The sequence below is a fragment of the Paenibacillus sp. PastF-3 genome, from assembly GCF_029893135.1.
Lineage (GTDB): Bacteria > Bacillota > Bacilli > Paenibacillales > Paenibacillaceae > Paenibacillus_AQ > Paenibacillus_AQ nitricinens.
The window spans coordinates 18,285-36,467 of record NZ_JARXWM010000002.1 but is presented as its reverse complement, the minus strand read 5'-3'; the positions used below and the strand labels follow the sequence as shown (position 1 = coordinate 36,467).

Sequence of the window (18,183 nt, the reverse complement as noted above, 5' to 3'; positions counted from 1 at the left end):
GAGTAAAGTTTGGATAGAGTCGACCTTAAGGTCGGCTTTTTTTATGTAATAATCCGATATGAACAGTTATGATTCGATTTCACTTTAGAGTCCGTGTGCAAAAAGCCCGATGAACTTCTAATGCATTTACTGCAATAGAATCTAATTAGTGTGCATACTATGCTATAGCTTTATTTGGAAATTTACTCCTAATAAAAACCAGCTTTCCTTTAAGGGCAAGGCTTTCGTGATCTTATTTGAAATTAATTACATTAATCTCTAATTTTATGAGAGACATTTATCACAATAAAGGTTAATATCTAAGTGAGACATATGTATGAATGCGCTTTCTTAAATCCGATCAAACCTAACTCAAAGAATGCGAGGGATTTACTGTGACAGGAACTGAATTTCGTGTAGAAAATGATTTTCTAGGCAGCAAACAAGTAGATAAGAACGCATACTATGGGATTCAGACATTACGCGCAGTAGAGAATTTTCCAATTACGGGTTATAGAGTGCACAATGAATTAATCAAAGCGATGGGGATCGTAAAGAAAGCCGCTGCGCTTGCAAATATGGAAATTGGCAGGCTCTATCGTGGGCTTGGAGAAGTTGTTGTGAAAGCAGCAGATGAGATCATCGAAGGTCAATGGCACGAACAATTTATTGTAGACCCTATACAGGGTGGTGCAGGTACCTCGTTAAATATGAATGCCAATGAAGTCATTGCTAACCGAGCATTAGAGCTGCTTGGTCATGAAAAAGGAGACTATCGTCATTTAAGTCCCAACTCTCATGTGAATATGGCACAGTCTACAAATGATGCATTCCCTACGGCTATTCATATTGCGACGCTTTCTCTTCTGGAACAACTGCTTATTACTATGCGCAGAATGCATGAGGTATTTGCAGACAAAGCCAAGGAATTCGATCCGGTTATAAAAATGGGACGCACGCATCTACAAGATGCAGTGCCGATTCGTCTGGGCCAAGAGTTCGAGGCTTATCGCAGAGTACTTGAGAGAGATATCAAACGTATTGAACATACACGTCATCATTTGTATGAAGTGAATATGGGGGCAACGGCTGTAGGAACTGGATTAAATGCTGACCCTCGATATATCGAAGTGGTTGTAGAGCATTTGGCTGAAATAAGTGGATTGCCGCTAGTTACTGCAGATCATCTTGTGGATGCTACGCAAAATACAGATGCATACACAGAAGTATCTGCTGCCCTAAAAGTCTGTATGATGAACATGTCCAAGATTGCTAATGATCTTCGGCTCATGGCTTCTGGTCCGCGGACAGGATTTAATGAAATTTCACTCCCTGCACGTCAGCCAGGTTCCTCCATTATGCCAGGTAAAGTCAATCCAGTAATGGCGGAGGTCATCAATCAGGTGGCTTTTCAAGTGATAGGAAATGACCATACAATCTGTCTGGCTTCCCAAGCGGGTCAACTGGAACTGAATGTTATGGAGCCAGTTCTAGTGTTTAATCTCATTCAGTCCATCAGCATCATGAACAACTCCTTCCAAGTCTTCACAGATTTCTGTCTGGCTGGTATTGAAGCCAATAAAGAGAAGCTAGAGCGGGATGTGGAGCGGAGTGTCGGAATCATTACCGCAGTTAACCCACATTTGGGCTACGAAGTGGTTTCTCGTATTGCTCGTGAGGCGATTTTGACAGGAGAATCTGTTCGTGATTTGTGCCTTAAGTATAATGTGCTATCCGAGGAAGAGCTCAATCTGATTCTGGACCCATACGAAATGACGCATCCAGGAATCGCAGGCTCAGCTTTATTGCAGAAGCAATAGGGGATTACCTAACCGTTAATCGCTGACTTTGTCATCCATGTGCTACGATATTTAATAAGAACCTACTTCAACGTTAGTTAGAAGTAGGTTCTTTTGTGTTTCAGGCTTACAGGAAAAAGAATGAGCGTAATAGCCCGCGCTTCCTCGGTGGAGAGGGTATTCTTGTACTAGTAACGGGATGGGAAGCTTCATTTGACGTGAAGACGTTGACTTTTGTAGCTTGCATGGGTTCTAGGGTTGCCGCTAATTGTTTGATCATTATCCGCAGATCCTCAAGCTCCTCACGCTGCTGAAGTAACTGTATCATGACTACTTCGTCGGCTTTTTGATCAAGGGTGCGTTCAATATAATGAATCCGGGACAATATATCTTGCATAGGCTCAGTGTCTGTGGAATGTAGTGGATCTTGCGGTGACTTGGATATTTGAATTTCATTCGAGACAGGTAATTGAATACCTTCCAGTGGTTCTCCGTGATTAATACATTCTTTAATATGTGTGAGCAAGCTGATTTGCTGCTCTGAAAAAGTATAGTGGCCAAATCGGTCCTTTGGAAAAAAATCAGGGAACATAGCAGCCCAACGTTTGATCGTTGTTTGGCTAACAGACAACAGCTCTGCGGCATCCTTTGTTTTCAAAATTTCCATTTTGATTCCTCCAGTTCAGGTAGTCATGTTATGAGTAATTCGTTGTTCAATTGCTGCTCCCTGCACGGTTGACAAAGGAAGTGCGGATTCGATAAACAAAGTGTAATTACGAGCAATCTCACCATTCTTGGATTTCACTATCTTGCTTTTACATTCTAGAATGAGTACAGATGACCCTGAAGCGGGGTATACTTGGTTTAGAGGTGAAGCGTATGGATAAGAGTGGAGAAGTGGAAAAGATGACTGAGGAGCAATGGCAGGCTATTTTGCAAAATGATGCAGCTTATAACGAAAAATTCTTTTATGCTGTGAAGACTACGGGAATCTTTTGCCGACCTTCCTGCAAGTCCAAAGCACCTAACCGGGAGAATGCACGTATCTTTCAAAATGCAGAACAAGCATTAGAATCTGGATTTCGTCCCTGTAAAAGATGCAAACCGACGGGTGAGCGGCTGCCGGATAAGGAGTGGGTGGCTGTAATGACTGAATATATCGACAAACATTATCATGAACCTCTTACTCTTGAAACGCTGGCAGAAGTCTGTCATGGAAGCCCTTATCATCTGCATCGAACCTTCAAGAAAGTAACTGGAATCACGCCAGTGGATTATATACAGCAAAAGAGAATCGTTCAGGCATCTGAATATTTGGTTACCACGGATCGGGATATAGCTGATATTGGATTACATGTGGGTCTGCCAAATACGTCGTATTTTATTACCTTATTTAAGAAAAAGACGGGGCTTACCCCAACGAAGTATCGACAGCTTAACAAATTAGAATTAACGAATCATTCTGAATTATTCTTGGGGGTACAGAAAAATGGAGAGTAGACCAAGTGCAATCATATACTGGACATTGCTAACTTATAAGGAATGGAGTTTCTATATCGCAGCGTCGGAGAAAGGATTAAGTTATGTGGGGTCGCAGCAGAAGCCATTCGAAGAGATGAGTGACTGGATCAGCCGTAGATTTCCTGAAAGTGAACTGGTGCAGGACGATGAGAAAATGGTTCCATTTGTACAGGAACTGATCGAATATTTGCAAGGGGTACGGCAAGCATTTAGCATTCCTTTTGACTATCGTGGGACTCCATTTCAACTCGCGGTGTGGAAAGCGTTATGTGAAATTCCATATGGACAAACGTGGTCTTATTCGGACATCGCCACATATATTCAAAAGCCTGCTGCAGTACGCGCGGTAGGGACAGCCATAGGTGCAAATCCGATACTAATTACGGTGCCCTGCCACCGAGTGATTGGCAAGAATGGAACATTAACTGGCTACCGCGGGGGATTAGAGATGAAGACGAGGCTGCTTCATTTGGAAAGTGGAAAGACTGCTCAAACATTATGAACAATGAGATCCAGTACAAGACCCCAAAGACCTTACTAAATAAAGGGACGGGTTATCTGAACGGATACAGTCATTCTTTAAATCCATATACCGGCTGTACTTATGGCTGTTCTTATTGTTATGTGCGTCAAATGCCCGTTTCACTGTTCCGTCAAGAGGAATGGGGAACGTGGGTAGATGTCAAACAAGAAGCCGCAGCTATTTTGCGCAAAGAACTCCAGAAAGCAAAATCTAAAGGACCGGTCTCCATCTTTATGTCCTCTAGCACAGATCCTTACCAACCGATAGAGCATAAGGAGCAGGTAACCAGAGCTTTGCTGGAGGTTATGGTGGAGACCCCGCCCGATTTTCTGTTCGTGCAGACGCGCAGTCCGCTCGTACGCAGAGATATAGATTTATTATTACGCTTAGAAGATAAGGTTCGCGTGAGTATGACTGTAGAGACGGATCGTGAAGATATTCGCAAAAAATTCACACCAAGTGCTCCGCCCATATCTGCAAGATTAAAGACACTGCAATTACTGCGTGAAGCGGGCGTTCCTGTTCAAGCTACCATCGCTCCGGTATTGCCGAGCAGTACGTCTTTTCCAGAGATCCTAAGGAGCTTGGTGAATAGAGTCTGTATCGACGATTATTTTATGGGAGATGGCAGTGGAGGGAAACGTACACGGAGATTAGGTATTTATTCCCTTTATGAAGAGCTGCAACTGGAAGATTGGTATGATCCAGCGGCATATCGTAGGGTGTACGATGGACTCCGGAATGTTTTTTCTGAAGATGAGCTGTTCTTGAGCCAGAAGGGGTTCGAGCCTTAAACTGAAACATGTTATAATAAACGGGAGCATTCAGACTTAGTATTTTATAATACTTAATACCCGTAATCGCTTATTGGAGGAGTAGAGTGGCAAAAGCAAAAGTGGCCAAACGGCCCACGAGAGATGAATTTGTACTTGAGGAGCTAGGCAATCAGTTAGTTGAAGCCAAGCAAGAAGGTTCTGAGATCTTATTAACCGTATGGGGAAAAGAAGATCAGGTACGTGGAACAATTGTTGAAATGGATTCACGGACTGGAAAAGTACACATCGGTAAAAACGAAGGTATCGAAAAAGTTCCGTTTATGGATATTATGCAAGTTAATTATCCCAGAGATTAATGGGAACGCAGCAATAAGAGGTCCTGTGAGCCATGTTGGCTTTGGGGCCTCTTTGACCATATAGTATCGAATAGATTAAAGAGAGGTAGATCAGATATGACAGTAACTAAAACCAATGCGATGCGAATGCTAGATGCGAAGAAAATTGGATATGAAGTGTTTGTTTATGACAACGAGGATGGACTAATCCATGGTACGGCAGTTGCGGAGAAGATTGGAAAGGCGGCTGAGACGGTTTTTAAAACTTTGGTCGCTCATAGCGGAGCAAATCTTTATGTATTTGTTATACCGGTTGCTGAGGAGCTGGATCTCAAAAAGGCGGCCAAGGCCGCCGGAGAGAAAAAGATTGAGATGCTGCCAGTGAAAGACTTACAGAAGTGGACGGGTTATATCCGTGGTGGATGTTCACCAGTCGGTATGAAAAAGCTATATCCAACGTTCATTGATAGCGGTGCAGAAAGTCAGGAAACGATAGCCGTTAGCGCCGGGAAAATTGGTCAACAAATGGATGTATCACCGCAGCTTCTTGCAGGGGTAACCAATGCGAAATTCACAGATCTAATTAAATAGATGAGCAACAAGAAGACCTAAATACTCCTTCAAGGCTGTGCCTGTAGTGGAGATGGCTCCTGGCGAAGGAGTGAACTTTGAGGGTTGTAACGAAAATTCAGCGCTGGCGATATAATCTGTAGGAAAAGCTTGCGCTGTTAGCCCTGCATTCTTGAAATGCTGCATCGAGCGGGGCATATGAAACCCTGATGTGACTAGTACAGGACGCTTAAGTCCCTTCTCTTGTAGGATTGCGGCGGTATTTACAGCATTCTGCTCCGTATTAAGAGATTGATTGTCGGTCAGGATATCCTCTTCGGGGACACCGAGTCCAAGGAGTTGTCTTTTGGCGATATCCGCTTCATTGCCGCTGTCGGAGAAGACTTGTCCACCAGAGAATAGGATGGGTAAATCACTCGCATGATGTAGTCGTACAGCTGTAATTAGCCGATTTGCTGCTGATCCATATAAGTTGCCCTCGCCATCCATATCCGGTGTCCCGGAGCTTGCACCTCCACCAAGCACAACGATGACATCTCCTTGCAATGTATCCGGTTGAAGATATTTTCGTTCTAAACCTCCGATTAACGCATCGCTGACTAAGGAAGTCATGGAGAAATACATAAGCAGTGTAATGCCAAGCAAGACAAGCGCAGGACGACGGTTCTTTTTCCATAACCAAATGACAAGACCGAGCAGAAGTAGGATGAAAAGTCCTGGAGGAAGCACAAAGCTGTATACAAATTTGATGATGTAAATCAACAGTATCAACCGCCTTCGTAAAGTATGAGTTCAGGTTGTATTGTAACATGAGTTGGGGTGTTCGAAAGTTGCACAAAAGGCCGTTTCGGTCTTTTTTTATTTGATGTGAAGCTTTCTGCTGTCTTATTCAACTAACGGGCAGGATAATGAGCAAAGGATAGAATGATGGCAAATGGTAAATATTAGATTGACAGCATGCTGTCGAATTGTAATGATACAATCATGAATACGATAGACAAACAAGAGGATCCTTAAACGGATTTTCATTGAGCGAGTCAAATTCACGTATACAAAAGATAAATTTAATGGAGAGTGCTAATGAAAAATATATACAACGAATTACATACAGCAGAAATACTAAAACGTATCGAGAATTTGAGTCCAAATTCAAAACCACAATGGGGAACAATGAACGTTGCTCAAATGTTGGCTCACTGCTCAGCATTTCAAGACATCGCATTAGGAAATTCCTTTCCCCCTAGATATTGGCTAGGAAGGCTAATAGGAAGGTTTGTGAATTCTATTTTCTATAATGAGAAGCCGGTACCACATAATATGTCAACAATTCCGAGCATACTTATTTTAGATGAAAGAGACTTTATGACAGAAAAAGAAGAACTGAAACAAAAGATTTTAACTTTCCAAAGTAACGGTCCAGAGAAATGTTCGTCCCATCCTCATCCTTTTTTTGGAAAGTTCACTCCTGAGCAATGGGGTAAAGGGATTTATAAACATCTAGACCATCATTTAAGACAATTTGGTGCTTAGTATTTTTTGAAATGAATAATAATTGTTCAGTTTAGTGCAGTAACTCTGTTTCGTTGTGCTAACAGGACTCGATAGAGGAATAGCGGTTGCTTCGGCAGCCGTTTTTTATTTGTTCACTAACGGTAGTATAGTTCAATTATAGTTGTTTTTTATTTCCATATTTGAAGTTTGAATATTAAAATGGAACTAATTGAATTGATAAGGGGTATTAACAGGATGAACAAGGGTAGAATCGTATTTTTAAACGGTGTTACGAGTTCTGGAAAAACATCAATAGTAGATGCTTTACAGTTAAAATCACATGAATTTTTTTATGTTGTTGCCAATGACCTTTTTGAAGAAATGATAGGTGAACGTTATCTTCGTGAAGATTATTGGAAGTATTTAAGTGAAGCAATTATCATGATGTATCATACAGCCAAATTATTTTCTGACCTTGGTAAAAATGTGCTTATTGATGGCATTATGGTAGATAGAGCTGAGTTGAAACCACATTATGAAAAAGTGAACAATATATTTTCCGGGTACCCATTATACATTGTTGATGTGTTTTGCCCTTTAGACATTTGCCGTCAAAGAAATATTGCACGAGAAAATAGAACCGAGGACCAGTCTGAATGGCAACACAAAATCATGGCAAAAGATATCCGGTATAATTGTAAAGTCAACACACATTTAAACACTTCCGAAGAATGCGCAGATTTGATTTTAAAAAGTATATTTGAAGATGAAGTTTGAATTACTATGCCCGAGGTGACACATTCCGGTAACGGGGAAGGTTAGTATGATAGCGGTTGCTTCGGCAGCCGTTTTTATTTGTTCAACTGTGTTCAGGTTAATTTAACAAGGAGCTTATTTAAAGATGAAATTTGAAGGGAGAGATGAAATGATAGAATTATCTAAAGAAAACTACGCTCACGTTCTGCCACTGTTGAAAAATCTAGCATATGAACCTGTGTTTGCATATTCCGTAATTGAGCGAAATCAATCTGGAAAAGTGTTCGTTGATCATAACGAAAATCCTACCTGCAGTCTTATTATCAATTCATATGGACAGTATTTTTTGGTTAAGAGGGGCGACAATGAATGCTTTATGAGTGATGTAGTTGAATTTTTGCGGAATGATCAAAATCATTCAAAATACTACGATCTTTATGCTTCAACACCGGAACTACTGTTTCAAATTAGCGAATGTTTAGCGGGAAAGACTGTATTATTGCACCGTTCTTCTTTTACATTCGATCTATCCAAATTCCAACATCTAAAAAAACCTAACGCATTGCAAGAACAATTTGTTATGAAACAGATGGATAAGGCGCTATTCGATAAATACAAAAATGAAATGGACGCTTCTTATGATTCGCTATGGAGTTCGGCACAACAATTTGCGGATCGAGGATTTGGTTACTGTCTTATGGTGAATGATGATTTTGCAAGTGTTTGTAATTCTTATTTTGTAGGTGGAGGGTATGCAGATATCGATATCGTAACCGTGGATGAATACCAGAATAAAGGGCTAGCAACACTCACGAGTGTAGCATTTATCGAACATTGTCTGAACCATAATCTAGTGCCGAATTATAATTGTGACGCTGGCAATGAACGATCGATACAGCTAGCGAAAAAGTTAGGGTTTGCAAAAAAATATGATTTTCCAATGTTATGGTGGCATCAGGATCAGAGTATAATTAGTGATTATTTGAAAAGATTCAATTATTAAAAAAGAGAGCTTAAAACGGAAACTTTCCAAAATGACAGAAGTGAATCGGTGATAAAACTATTATTAGATGAAAATACAGGGGAGGTTTAGCTATGACGATTAACCGTGAGACCATTCTAAACGCAATTGTATCAGACCTTGGAATTGAAGAATATATTTTAGCTATTTGGCTAGAGGGTTCAGATGGTACTAAAACTTTGGACGAGTATTCTGATATCGATTTGGTGTGCTATGCGAAAGAAGGCTACATAGATGCTGCATTCACCCGATTGGATGCCTGTATGCGTCAATTAGGAGAAGTAGATATTGCTTATGAAGAAACGGGTCGACCCACAAATAACCGCTACAAGGTTTACCACCTACAGGAGTCAGCAGATAGTCTCTTAGTTGACGTGACGATCCAAAGTGAGAGTGTCCCTGTTTTATTCATTAACGAAGACAAAACCGTCGTACCAGTTATATTGATAGATAAGACAGGTATCGTGAAGTATCAAAACGTTGATCATACGACTCACCATTCACAACTTCAATCACAATTGTTACATGCTCAGGGTATTTACAGTCAAAGGAACCGAGCTGTTAAATATACAAAACGCGGGCTTTTTCTAGAGTCGTTGATTTACTATCATAAGTATGTTGTGAATCCACTTGTAGATGTACTTCGGATAATCTATACACCATTCCAAGCTGACAGCTTCTTGGTTCATGCATCTCGGGATTTTCCTGTCGAAGTGGTACTAACCTTGGAAAAGCTATATGGTGTAAAAACCGTAGAAGATATAGTGGATCGCATCGAATTGACAGACAAGTTGTTTCGTAATGCCGTAGCAGAGGCTCATGTCATGCTATTACAATCTAAAGAAGGCGAAAGTTTAGCGGATACCAACCCATAAGAATTACATGGGCTATTGTGAGTGATCGCAGATACATAAGTACGGAAACGCTAGTATTATACTGATAGCTATAGGATTGCATTTATGTAGTATTATAGTTTCGGCCATACACATCGAACTTTTAAACAAACAAAGATCTAATTATAGATCATCCCTTCTTAGAAGATCCGTCGATAGACAAATCCCCAACCTCTATACCGATATGCTTGAAGGTGCCTTTCTTACGATTAATATGTTGAATGGTGAAAAGGGCAGTGGCTTATGGTGGGAACAAAGCGCGAATCCGTCTGGACGGAAAATCAATTAGACCTGTTCACCCTGGACACGATCAAGGAGCAGAGTATCTTGTTGTATGGTGAGTCCCATCTAGACAATATTCCATCGTACTCGAAGGAAGAGTTCATTAGTTTTTTTAGGAATATGCCAAGTGCATGCGGAAGTTTGGCAAGGGGAGTAGTCTACATTCCGTCGACTGGCTCCTATTAGCTTCTAAATTTATAGCTTGGTGGCAGGAAGGTGTCATCTTGTCTAAAAGCCATGCAGCAGATTGGGGGCATTTACATCTTAATAGCGGATGGAAAGAGACTGTATTTCCATTGTCGATTCACCGAATGAGAGTAATGAAAGTAACTCCGAAAACCCATTATATATAAGGGGTTTCGGAGTTCTTTTTTTAGAGTCAACCCTGCGTAGGGCTGGTCTTCATTTCATGGATTTTTTGGAGTGTATGAAGACACTTTGTTTTCTCGTCATCGTCCTCTATGTGGAGATACCACTCTACAAGCCTGTACCCGAATATGAGAAGGATCATTTCGAAGACACAATTATCGGCGATAGGGGATGCATCTGCATACTCCGAAAAACCTTTGTAATACGCAGGGATACATCGTTGGTAGTATTCGACCATGTGTTCGATATCCGCTTCATCCGCAATCAAGCTTGCGAGATCCTCACCCAGGTAGCCCCATCCGCATGTATCCCAGTCGATGAGCGCTATTTTTCCGTCGGCATAGATCAGGTTGGTCACCCAGAAGTCCCGGTGGCATAGCACTAGTGGCAACTGCTCGATGCGGGCGAGTATCTCATCTGCGTGCTCATCGATGTCGATGAGCACTTGCCGCATGTGCTGCGGGAATTCACAGTCCTCCGAGCGTATATAATCGTAGACGACTGGCCACGACCGGTAATGCAAATACGTATTCTTCATGAGATCCGCATGGCTTAGGTTTGTCAGGCTCTGCAGCACAGCGGGCTTCTCCGCATACAGCTTGCCTTGATAACGGCCTAACTCCAGCGCGGCCTGTTCATACATGTCACCGGTTAAGTCTAAACCGGTTACGCCATCGATATATTCCACCCACAGCTGAAATTCATTTTCTTCGGCATTCATCTCCGCATGGTAACATGTTGGCCAGCGGAAGGTATCCGAGAACGTCGTTCCCAAGTCAGACATATAGAGATCATATTCCCGGCGCCAGGAATTCGGATCGTTGTAACGTTCCCATTTCTTTTGAATTTTCAGCACGATATGGTACGGCATTTTTTCACCATCCGCTGTTTCGGCGATCCCGTTTACCAGGTGCACATTTCCTACAGTTCCACCCTGTAACGACATAGTTTGGAAGTCAGCCGAGTTAATATCCTTCTTGAACTGTCGGCTTAAGGCATAGATCAGCGTTTCAAATTTAATATTCATTATTTCCATCCTCCGTTTTTCTTCGTTTGCTTGCTTGACATAGCTATCGTTTTATTTCGAGCCCTCTTGTCGATGAGGTAGCTTGTTTTATCCTGGACATACTTGTGCTCATGCTGCTGGGCAACATAATACTCCCACCGTTCAAGCGGCAATGAGCCGTCGGCAAGCGCTGCGAGAACGGCACAGCCCGGCTCGCTCTGATGGCGGCAATCTGCGAACCGGCATTGCGGGAACCATTCCTCCACATCGGTAAAGCTTGCGCGTATGCCTTCGCCGGCATCAAAAAGCCCGAGCTCACGCATTCCCGGCGTATCGATGACCATCGTACCGGAGGGGAGCATGAATAACTGACGGTGCGTTGTCGTATGCCGCCCCCGGCTATCAACCTCCCGGATCTCCTGAACCCTCATTACGTCCTGTTCTATCAATGCATTAAGCAGAGACGATTTACCGACGCCGGACATGCCGAGAAAGACGACTGTTTTACAAGGCATCAAGTAGTTAGCGAGTTCGTTCAGCCCCAAGCCAGTATGACTACTGATCGCATGGACTGGCACATCAGGGATACTTTGTGTAACTTCTGCGAGCGGGAGATTATAATCTTCAACGAGATCAGCCTTGGTCAGAATGACGACTGGCTTACTGCCGCTCTGCCTGACTTGTGTCAGGTACCGCATGATGCGGGTAACCTTGAAATCCCAATTCAGAGAAGAAAGAATGAACAAATAGTCAAAGTTGGTTGCAACGACCTGTTCCCGTACGGTTTTGGCGTAACCTACGGCATGCCCTGAGTAATCTGCGCGTGAGAACTTGGAACGGCGGGGCAGTACAGTAACGATGAGCGAATCTCCGCTCTCGTTGTAGTGCAGCAAGACGAAATCACCGACGCACGGAAAATCTACGCGTGTTTCCACGTTGCGATAGAATGCTCCTTTGAGCACCGCCGTTACTTCGCCGCGCTCGGTCATGAGCGTGAAGCGCTCGCGCCGAAGCTCTGTCACCCTGCCGGGCAATAATCCGTCGGGAATTGCTTCTATTTCTGTATAGCCATAGGTTTTCAGATTCATCATAGTTTTTTTGTTAGCTCCTTTAATGTTGTTTTTGGACGCAAAAATGCCACGGACAAGCAGCCTCTAAAGAAGCTGCTGTCACGCGGCATCAGGACGCAAAAAAGACACGACCTTCATCGTATCCTGCAAACAGCAATATTCACGAAAGGTTACTTCGGATGGCATACCAAATAATAGGGGGCGTTTCCCCGCTTTTTTCGCGTATGCCTACTATTCAGTTTTAAGACCAAACCACCATATAAGTAGTTGCCATTAAAACACATCTCCCTTCGTGTCAGGAACTTGCTTATCGCTAAGCTTTCTATAAAATAACCTATTATGGAAAAAAAATCAATGCCTGACAGCCCAGTTTGTCGGCCTGCTTCATCGAGTCTGCCGTTCATCAAGAACCCGCGAACATTAAAAGTCAGTGTGAACGCTTCCTCAAGCTGTTTGAAGGAAACGGCGATGGTATATCAAAGATCAGCGAAATTGCAGAAATCGACAAGATACTCATTGAATACTAATAGTTCATCATTCAACTATACCAGCTAATAGCTTGTCAAGATTACCAGTAAAATGAACTTAAGTCATGTGGTATAGTAAAAAATAGGCATGTCAAATAACCCTCCAATCCCTTTATTTTGGAAGGTAATACCAATATAAAATGGTCAGGCAATGCGGAAGGATTTTTTACTTTTAAGGACATAAAGCCAATGAACCAGCTTATTTGCGCATGCAATTAAAGCTACTTTATGTGGCTTTCCTTCGCCTCTTTTGCGATCATAAAAATCTTTAAGTCGCAGATTACGAGAACGGATGAGTCCACACTGGACGGCCATAACTAGCGCATAACGAAGTTGCCGAGAACCACGTTTGGTAATTCGATTCCGTGTTGCCGTAAACTTTCCAGATGTGAATACACTCGGGTCAATGCCTGCAAAGGCTACTAGTTTCTTTGGATGATCAAAACGGTCGACTCCTCCAATTTCCGATAAAATGGTTGCAGCAATTTTAGGACCAATACCGGGAATCGACTGGATTAAATCATATTCTTCCATTTCTTCAGTGAGAGCATCTATGTTCTCTTCCAATCGAGATAGATGCTCTTGGTACTGAAGAATGAGCGAAATCAAAACTCTCAGGTTAACCATGTGACTAGAGTACATAGTCTGCAGAAAAGGATTTTGTTTTGCCGCGTTTAATAGACGCGTAACTCGCACACAGATCCAATTCTCTGACCGCCCTCGTCTTGAGGAAAGTAGTTCTGTGAATTTGGACTTTAGCATTTCTTCGTCCGATTGCAATACCAAATTTGAAGTTGGAAACTCATTTAAAAATCGAAGTGAAATGTTAGAATAGATGTCCCCGAAAACACCTTTGTACGTAGGGAAAACTTGAACAAGAACAGTTTGAAATTCGATTCACCTTCCTAATTTAGATTTACCGGCAGCCCCTGTGATTTCCTCTTGTCGCTCCATAGCATCGCTTGTTATACGGGATCTCATGTCCCAACCAGCCTCAATCATGGTCATGACAAGTAGGGGTGAACATTATAGCGCTCGGGATCAAGTCCCACGGGCAGGTACGTTCGACCCGGCTACCTTAATTCTTAAAGCAAATGAAAAAGGATCAACCAGAAAGAACTGGTTGATCTCATAATACGAACGGGTAGTTTAGTTCAAACCTATGCAATTAGTATTGTATAATTTTTACAGGAACTGAAAAAGAAAAATTGATAACCGTTGTTTATGACAAAACTTCACGAGATGACGAAATAGACGATGCCGTAATGGATTTATCTAAATTAGATGACGATGACATGATACGAGCCAGTGTAGGAGAATACAGAGATAGCTTTTAAAGAAGCATTTGCACTGATTAAATCCAAAGGAACGGATTGGTATACGAATTTTTCGGAATTATTCCCAACGAAAATAAAGTAAAATAAAAACCGAGATTAAACAACGAAGAATTTTAGTGAAAAGAACGGAGGGCTAAATTGTTGCTGTATCAAAAAATTCAGGACATGATTAAGGAGTGGAATCCCAACGAGATTCATCCACTATTGGACGATGAATACAATGATGAGGTCAAACAAATATACAACTTCATCAATGAAAACCAGAGAAAATGCGGAATTGGTGACCTTGGACAGTACATCTATGTTGTTTTCCAGAAATGCTGCGGGAACCTGTTTGAGAAATCGCAAGAAGAATGCGTTCAGATAGCCAATAAGATAGCCAATAAGATAATCAAATAGTACAGACCATCAACATGTTAAGCTAACGGGACACGATAGCTCAATAGAGATCAGGAGAAGGCTGTCGATGTGGAATACTGTGTTTTTAAAAGGAGATGAGGTTATGCAAGGCTTAAAAAAAGATGTTGTTATATTGCTTGAATCAATTGTTTTTTTGGCTATTGGCTTGTTACTTACTGTAAATGTAGCAAGTAAAATTTATGAGAGTTTTGGAATTGAATTTATAGGTAATGTTTGGGTTAATTGGTTCGGAGTTTCTTACTTTCTTTTTGTACTATACACGGTTATTACTAGACTATTTATTATGAAGAATACTATCTACTTTAAGCAACGTCTGAAATCAAAATTTTTTTGGTTTCTTTTTATTGGTTCAATTTACATAATCTCTATTCCATTTGTAAAAGGAGAAAACCCATTCTAATTGAACTAACGGGCAGGTTAATATGGAAGCCATGTAGAACTTTTATTGTATAAAGTTGGTGTGGGGGAATATCAATGGAAAGAGAAGTTACGGAAGCCGAATTTTTAGATATGCTTCAAAATGGGCACAGACACTTTCACAAAATTTGCGTCGAAGCAGGTACTTATCATGAATTTGACTTTTCGGGTTTAATCTTCGATGAGTGTTTGTTTTCGGTTGACTTTGCGGGCTCTAATTTTGAAAACTCTACACTGATGAACTCTAATTTTAAAGCGTGTGATTTCTCCAATTGTGTTTTTAAAGGTGCAGTCTTGTTAGGTAATTCGCTCGATGGTGCGGAATTCAAAGGGGTGATTATAGAGGGGATTACCTTTTTAGAAAATACATATCATTCTATTATCCTTACAGAGCGACATCTAATTGACATGATAATATAAATAATCAATTCTTCAACTTGGGAAACTATAGTTCAATAATGAGATGGTGGCTCCGAGAGGAAGCCCTTTGTTCGGCTAACTGGCAGTATAGTGGAATATAGATTTGGGTTGTATAATCAAAACAGTATAAACATTTTTATCAAATGGATAAATAAGGAGAAAATATGAACACTGAAGATTACAAAGGTAATGATGATTTACAACTGTATGATTCAGTCATAAAGAAATTCGTTATTGACCACCAAAACAAGACCGTTGAGTTTTACTTTCTTAAGGTAATTGAGCGAGTAGACAGAAGTGAGCATAGCTTTACTTATAAAGTAAGGGAAGCAAGGCTGAAATTTTCAGGTGTGGTATATGCGAAACTACCATATTGGATGGAATTTGATGAATGGAGTGAATTTTACCGCTCCGCAGTTATCAAAACTTCAAGTATCCTACAAAGAGTTCCCGAACGAGCACAAAAACATAAAGAACTCCTACATATCTATTTGGGTATAGACAATGGTAATGAATATGCAGAACAAGATATAATCTGCGAAAGTTTTGCAATAGAATTGGAGCCAGAAGAGTACATTTTGCATAATGATTTCGACTGGTTATATGTAGAATAATACTGATATGCAATCAACTAACGGGCAGTTATGCGTAACTTCCAGGGAATGTAAACATCTAAATAACGTAAGGAACGAGGAGGCAGACAATTCATGGGAGGAACGAATGTATGGGATGCGGAGTGGGAGGTTAACGAAGAGCAGGCGCGGACGCTGATCGGCAGACAATTCCCTCAGCTGTCATCGAAGCAAGTGAAGCGATTGGGCTGGGGCTGGGACAATACGGTTTTTCTCATCGGTGACGAGTACGTGTTCCGGTTTCCAAGGAGAACGATTGCAGTTGGCTCGATTCGTATGGAAGGGAAGCTGCTGCCGAAGCTGGAGGCATATATGACCATCCCCTATCCGAAACCGTTGTTTTATGGCGAAGCAAGTGATGAATACCCGGCACCATTTCTTGGCTATGCCTACGTGCCAGGAGATTTCCCCATCGGTTTGACGGAAGAACGCCGGGCTTTATCGGCAGAGACGCTGGCGAAATTTTTACGGAAATTGCATGAGTTTCCGGTGCAGGCGGCGCTGAAGTGCGGAGTTCAGCAAGATCATCGAAACTTGACGGACATAGCATCGCGCAAAGTGAAATTGGAGGGCTTTCTATCGAAGGTGGTTGAACACTTGTCGCCGGAGGAGTACGGTGTGATCGAAGCGTATATTAGCAGGCTTCAAAAGGATCGTGTCGAGGCGGTGAATGCACTGCTACATGGCGATCTTCATTTCAAAAATATGCTTGTGAATGAGAACGGGATCGTTTCCGGCATCATTGATTGGGGCGATCTGAGCGTAGGCCATCCGGCTTGCGATTTGAGCGTTGCTTATAGCTTTTTACCACCTTACGCTCGTGGCGTGTTTTTCGAAACGTACGGAGGAGCGGACGAGGAAACGAAGCTGCTGGCGCGGCTGATCGCGGTATACATCCCCATACTGATCTTAATGCAAGCGGTCGATGACAGGAATGAAGCGATTGCGGCAGAGGCGAAATCCAACATCATGCGGGCACTGTCGGATTAGGCTAATTATTTCGTTGCGGCTATGGGGCTATGGCTATCGGCACCATTTTGTCGTTTAAAGGCCTCGATAAGGTACGATCCGCCTTCTCTGATGCTGCTTTATGTTGAGGAACACGAAATTCAACAGAGTAAGTCGTTGCGCTAACGGGACACTATAGTGGAATAGCGGTTGCTTCGGCAGTCGTTTTTTATTTGTTCAACTAACGGGCAGTTTAGTTGAACAAGTTAAGTGGATGTTTTATATCATATATAACGCAAACTGTGCAGGAAGGGATGGATTATACGGCGAGAAAACTCAGCCTATTAGTCACTGTATTGCTTTAAATTAAACCTCAGCAGTTGACAATAGTGAAGTGATTTTATGAATCCAGTCTCCATTTTTGTCAGCTAATAAGGCATTCCACCCGAGCAATATTGCTTCATTAAAATTTTTGTCCTGGTCATCAACAAACCATACATCTGCCTGGTGACTTAAATGTTGATGAACAAGAGCGTATATTTCAGAATTAGGCTTACAATAACCTACTTCGCTGGATATAGTTATACTGCGTACAAAGGGTTCAATTGGTTTTATAATGGACTCAATCCACTCGATGCGATGGTTACTTAATAAGTGGATGTTTGCGTATTTACTCCAATGTTGAACTTTTTCAAAAGCTGGTAATGGGCGAATATTTGAAATAAGGAGTTGCTTTGCCTTATCTATATTAATTGCAGGAAATTTTATGTACAGCTGCTCCCAGAACCCCTTCTCCGATATCTTCCCAGTCCATAATTTTTCACGTATTTCGTTTCTAAAATGAAAAAGCACTTCATAAGGAATATTCGACTTTTCCGAAAGGTCTTCCCAAAAATGAGGAGAAAAATTGGTGGAAAGCACTCCTGCCACATCGAGAATTAATTCTTTACGATTCATATTCAACACCCTCCACCCACATGTTTCAAAAGCATATTCGACTTATGTGGTTGAATTTCCTCTTGATAAATATTATAGGCAGTTAGTTTAGAAGTTTTTTCATCGAGTCGAGAGTCGTAGTGATTGTTGCACAG

The 18,183-nt window shown here is 41.7% G+C and carries 20 protein-coding genes and 1 pseudogene; 15 read left to right on the top strand and 6 right to left on the bottom strand.

The annotated features are described in order from the left end of the window. Positions 1-374: 374 nt before the first annotated feature. On the top strand, positions 375-1,799 hold the full coding sequence (aspA, locus tag M2444_RS04120; RefSeq protein WP_094873012.1) for an aspartate ammonia-lyase: 1,425 nt from the start codon (positions 375-377) through the stop codon (positions 1,797-1,799). 106 nt (positions 1,800-1,905) lie between these two features. On the opposite strand, the gene M2444_RS04115 is transcribed toward aspA, so the two are convergent. Beyond that, positions 1,906-2,445, bottom strand: a complete 540-nt coding sequence (locus tag M2444_RS04115) for a MerR family transcriptional regulator (protein ID WP_094878442.1) — start codon at positions 2,443-2,445, stop codon at positions 1,906-1,908. A gap of 170 nt (positions 2,446-2,615) precedes the next feature. Here M2444_RS04115 and M2444_RS04110 point away from each other — a divergent pair, with 170 nt between their 5' ends. From M2444_RS04110 to ybaK, 5 genes are all read left to right on the top strand, one after another. Next, positions 2,616-3,278, top strand: coding sequence for a bifunctional transcriptional activator/DNA repair enzyme AdaA (locus tag M2444_RS04110; protein WP_094878441.1), 663 nt, complete (start codon positions 2,616-2,618; stop codon positions 3,276-3,278). Beyond that, on the top strand, positions 3,268-3,801 hold the full coding sequence (locus tag M2444_RS04105) for a methylated-DNA--[protein]-cysteine S-methyltransferase (protein ID WP_094873016.1): 534 nt from the start codon (positions 3,268-3,270) through the stop codon (positions 3,799-3,801). Before M2444_RS04110 ends, M2444_RS04105 begins: the two co-directional genes overlap by 11 nt. Next, complete coding sequence (locus tag M2444_RS04100) at positions 3,798-4,616, top strand: SPL family radical SAM protein (protein WP_280786370.1); 819 nt, start codon at positions 3,798-3,800, stop codon at positions 4,614-4,616. Before M2444_RS04105 ends, M2444_RS04100 begins: the two co-directional genes overlap by 4 nt. An 86-nt stretch (positions 4,617-4,702) precedes the next feature. Continuing rightward, the gene (locus tag M2444_RS04095; RefSeq protein WP_280786369.1) at positions 4,703-4,954 is read left to right on the top strand and encodes a YolD-like family protein; all 252 of its coding nucleotides are present in this window, start codon (positions 4,703-4,705) and stop codon (positions 4,952-4,954) included. A 96-nt stretch (positions 4,955-5,050) separates the two neighbouring features. After that, on the top strand, positions 5,051-5,524 hold the full coding sequence (gene ybaK / locus M2444_RS04090; RefSeq protein ID WP_280786368.1) for a Cys-tRNA(Pro) deacylase: 474 nt from the start codon (positions 5,051-5,053) through the stop codon (positions 5,522-5,524). Here the strand turns inward: ybaK and M2444_RS04085 are convergent. Further along, entirely contained in the window at positions 5,513-6,265 is a 753-nt protein-coding gene (locus M2444_RS04085) for a YdcF family protein (protein WP_280786367.1), read from the bottom strand. The genes ybaK and M2444_RS04085 overlap by 12 nt on opposite strands. A gap of 318 nt (positions 6,266-6,583) precedes the next feature. Between M2444_RS04085 and M2444_RS04080 the strand changes: the two genes are divergently transcribed. The 4 genes from M2444_RS04080 (at position 6,584) to M2444_RS04065 (ending at position 9,646) form a co-directional block, all read left to right on the top strand. Further along, positions 6,584-7,033, top strand: coding sequence for a DUF1569 domain-containing protein (locus tag M2444_RS04080; protein ID WP_280786366.1), 450 nt, complete (start codon positions 6,584-6,586; stop codon positions 7,031-7,033). Positions 7,034-7,249: 216 nt separating this feature from the next. Next, positions 7,250-7,771: a phosphotransferase-like protein gene (locus M2444_RS04075; RefSeq protein ID WP_280786365.1), complete on the top strand. Its 522-nt coding sequence runs from the start codon at positions 7,250-7,252 to the stop codon at positions 7,769-7,771. Between the two features lie 124 nt (positions 7,772-7,895). Further along, complete coding sequence (locus M2444_RS04070; RefSeq protein ID WP_280786364.1) at positions 7,896-8,753, top strand: GNAT family N-acetyltransferase; 858 nt, start codon at positions 7,896-7,898, stop codon at positions 8,751-8,753. A 92-nt stretch (positions 8,754-8,845) separates the two neighbouring features. Continuing rightward, entirely contained in the window at positions 8,846-9,646 is an 801-nt protein-coding gene (locus M2444_RS04065; RefSeq protein ID WP_280786363.1) for an aminoglycoside 6-adenylyltransferase, read from the top strand. A 679-nt stretch (positions 9,647-10,325) separates the two neighbouring features. Here the strand turns inward: M2444_RS04065 and M2444_RS04060 are convergent. From M2444_RS04060 to M2444_RS04050, 3 genes and pseudogenes are all read right to left on the bottom strand, one after another. After that, complete coding sequence (locus M2444_RS04060; protein ID WP_280786362.1) at positions 10,326-11,342, bottom strand: phosphotransferase; 1,017 nt, start codon at positions 11,340-11,342, stop codon at positions 10,326-10,328. Continuing rightward, a complete protein-coding gene (rsgA, locus tag M2444_RS04055; protein WP_280786361.1) occupies positions 11,342-12,412 on the bottom strand; it encodes a ribosome small subunit-dependent GTPase A in 1,071 nt (356 codons plus the stop codon). The genes M2444_RS04060 and rsgA overlap by 1 nt, the downstream gene beginning before the upstream one ends. Before the next feature lie 650 nt (positions 12,413-13,062). Continuing rightward, a pseudogene (locus M2444_RS04050) lies at positions 13,063-13,815 on the bottom strand (IS110 family RNA-guided transposase); the annotation flags it as partial. Between the two features lie 581 nt (positions 13,816-14,396). On the opposite strand from M2444_RS04050, the gene M2444_RS04045 reads away from it, so the two are divergent. The 5 genes from M2444_RS04045 (at position 14,397) to M2444_RS04025 (ending at position 17,134) form a co-directional block, all read left to right on the top strand. Continuing rightward, positions 14,397-14,654, top strand: a complete 258-nt coding sequence (locus M2444_RS04045) for a hypothetical protein (protein WP_094878855.1) — start codon at positions 14,397-14,399, stop codon at positions 14,652-14,654. Between the two features lie 67 nt (positions 14,655-14,721). Next, a complete protein-coding gene (locus M2444_RS04040; RefSeq protein WP_280786359.1) occupies positions 14,722-15,075 on the top strand; it encodes a hypothetical protein in 354 nt (117 codons plus the stop codon). Positions 15,076-15,149: 74 nt separating this feature from the next. After that, entirely contained in the window at positions 15,150-15,512 is a 363-nt protein-coding gene (locus M2444_RS04035; RefSeq protein ID WP_094874694.1) for a pentapeptide repeat-containing protein, read from the top strand. 164 nt (positions 15,513-15,676) lie between these two features. Further along, a complete protein-coding gene (locus M2444_RS04030; protein ID WP_094874695.1) occupies positions 15,677-16,126 on the top strand; it encodes a hypothetical protein in 450 nt (149 codons plus the stop codon). A gap of 93 nt (positions 16,127-16,219) precedes the next feature. Continuing rightward, positions 16,220-17,134, top strand: coding sequence for a phosphotransferase (locus tag M2444_RS04025; protein WP_094874696.1), 915 nt, complete (start codon positions 16,220-16,222; stop codon positions 17,132-17,134). A gap of 324 nt (positions 17,135-17,458) precedes the next feature. Here M2444_RS04025 and M2444_RS04020 read toward each other — a convergent pair whose 3' ends face one another. Further along, entirely contained in the window at positions 17,459-18,049 is a 591-nt protein-coding gene (locus M2444_RS04020; protein ID WP_280786358.1) for an HAD family hydrolase, read from the bottom strand. Positions 18,050-18,183: the final 134 nt, after the last annotated feature.